Source organism: Vitiosangium sp. GDMCC 1.1324 (genome assembly GCF_003044305.1).
GTDB lineage: Bacteria > Myxococcota > Myxococcia > Myxococcales > Myxococcaceae > Archangium.
Genome location: NZ_PZOX01000068.1, coordinates 1 through 2,292, shown reverse-complemented (window position 1 = coordinate 2,292; position 2,292 = coordinate 1). Strand labels below are relative to the sequence as shown.

The 2,292-nt window shown below is 68.8% G+C and carries 1 protein-coding gene and 2 pseudogenes; 1 reads left to right on the top strand and 2 read right to left on the bottom strand.

Annotated features, from left to right (window positions below; translation table 11 throughout):
• Window positions 1-145 precede the first annotated feature (145 nt).
• Entirely contained in the window at window positions 146-799 is a 654-nt protein-coding gene (locus tag DAT35_RS57865; protein ID WP_369946759.1) for an AHH domain-containing protein, read from the bottom strand.
• A 4-nt stretch (window positions 800-803) separates the two neighbouring features.
• A pseudogene (locus tag DAT35_RS62670) lies at window positions 804-941 on the bottom strand (IS4 family transposase); the annotation flags it as partial.
• A 105-nt stretch (window positions 942-1,046) separates the two neighbouring features.
• Between DAT35_RS62670 and DAT35_RS60435 the strand changes: the two are divergent.
• Window positions 1,047-2,292, top strand: a pseudogene (locus tag DAT35_RS60435) (hypothetical protein); the annotation flags it as partial.

The window sequence follows — 2,292 nt, the reverse complement described above, 5'->3', positions numbered from 1 at the left end:
AGCCGTCGGCCCTCGGTGAACTGCCAGGGATCGATCTTTTGACCTTGTTCATCGATGGGGTGGCGCAGGTGCCAGCGTTCTGGTTCGCGCCTGTCATCCGTCAGGTCGTAGAAACGGCTCATCGCTCGTCACCCATGGCGCTGTCTTATCTCTTCGTCAGCAACCGGTGGAGCTCTGACCCTGGCGTACAGACCTCGTCCGCGATCTCCTTGAGGGCTTTCACCAGAAGGTCTCGACATTGCGGCTGAGTGCGGCACCGTGCGAGCGCACTGGAGAGCCGACGCTGAATCTCCAGGTGGTATTCCTCCGGGTGTGGCCCTTTGTGGCCCTTGAGGTAGACAAGGTTCTCCTTCGCATCCAGCGACATCCCCGCCTTCTCGAAGAGGTCCTCGAATACCGGCGTCCATGGACCGCCCCGCGCCGTCGAGGAGTCGTTCTTGTTGGTGGCGAGGTGGTGCCAGTGGTGGCCGTCCTGCTTCTGGGAGCCATCCGTGCAGGCGCTGCCGGCAGTGGCCGCCACCGTGCCCGCGGCGACGCCCGTGACGAGGACGGTGCCGTCGGCCACCATGCGTACCGTCGTCGCGCCCTCTAGCGACAGGCCTCCGGGCAGTGCGTACCGGGGCGAGCCCAGCAGCCCGGTGAGCCCACCCTGCGGCACCTGGGGCAGTCCCCTGGCCATGCCCATGCTGGCCACCATCACCAGCACGCGCAGTCCCGTGCCTCCCAGGGCCTTGCCGAAGCGCTCGGCCACCGCCTCCAGTTGCTCCAGCGTCGTGGCCGCTTCCACCTCTCGGGGCAGGCTCACCCAGCGCTACCAACCCCATCAGGTCCACCACCGTGGAGAACAGCAACTCGCGCGTGTACTGTTTGTCACGGTTGCGCTCGAACACCCCCTCCATCCACTCCCGGCTGAGCGCCTGCTGCATCACCCACCGCACCATCACCGTCAGGGGACTGCTCTCCTTGAATCGCTCCATGATGGCTTCCAGGGCCATGGCTCCCTCCCTTCGGAGTCGTCCCTGAAAGAAGAGCTCGCCGGTAGACCCGTGCTGCTCCCTCGCTTCCTTGCCCACTCCCTCGCTCGCCTCGCTGAGGGCCGGGCGTACACGTGGGCGGCGCTACTGCTGGGGGCTGCGCTGCTCACCACCGGGTGCGTCACGCTGGCGCCGCAACCCGGCCAGGGCGGCCCCCAGGGCCCGCTTGCCCTCTCCACGTTGCGGGAAACGGCAGCCGGTACGCCCCCACTCGAAGCACCCGCCTCTCTTACTTCCACCGAGCCGGATAGGCAGGAGCGGCTGCATCGCCGCCGGAGCACCCGTGGACTGGGCTCGGACGTCGCCCTGGCGAGCGCGGGGACGACGACCCAAGGCCCTCCTACCTGCGGAGGCAAGGCGGTGCCCCCGGACTGGCCCGACTTCTCCTCCGGCGACGGGGAGGCGCTGCTTGCCCCCTTCCTCACGTGCACCTCGCCCGCCGAATTCGTCGCGTTGCAGCAGCGCGTGGACATGCCCCGGCTGGTGGAGGCGTTGGACGACTGGCACGCGGTGCGGCTGGGCGCCCTGGGGCCCATGCGCGAAGACGCCGCCCACATCCTCCAGCGCAAGCGGGCCTCCTTCCTCACTACCGCCACCGAGCGCTACGGCCTCATCCACGCCGAGGTGTTCGCCCTCTTCGTCCTGCACTCGGCCCATGACGACGAAGTGGACGAGGTGCTGCGGCTGCTGGCCCGGGACAAACTGTTGGGACAGACGCTGGCCCTCATGCCGTCGGTGCTCGAGGAGTTGGAGCGGCGGGGAATGCCGCTGTCGCGCTATCCGGATCGGGCCGAACAGGCCGGAGACGTGCTGCGGGGCATGGGCCGCGCCGCCAGGGACGTTCTCTCCACCAGCCCGGGAAGCGACGGCACCCGCTACACGGAGATGACCGCGCGGCGGGCGCAATTGCCACCGGCCTACCAGCAGGCCAGTGAGAAAGTGGAGCAGGCCCTGGCGCTGCGGCACTTCGCCCCGGGCAGCGTGGCGCTGGGCACCTTCGACTCCATGACGTTTGGAGTGCCGCTGGGCTCCTACTACCTGCTGGCGGGCTCGGGCCATGGATTGTACTCGCTGACGCAGCGCCAGTACGAGCAGGCCGCGCGCGAGCTGACACCCGCGTTGCTGCTGGGAGCCCTGTATGCCGGAGGCAAGGGCCTGCGCTCCTCGTCCGGGGCTCGAGGTGCTTCGGGCGCCGGACTCGAAGGTGCGCGAGGGTTGGGGCTGGCGGAGACGGTGCGGCAGTTGGAAGCACGGCTGG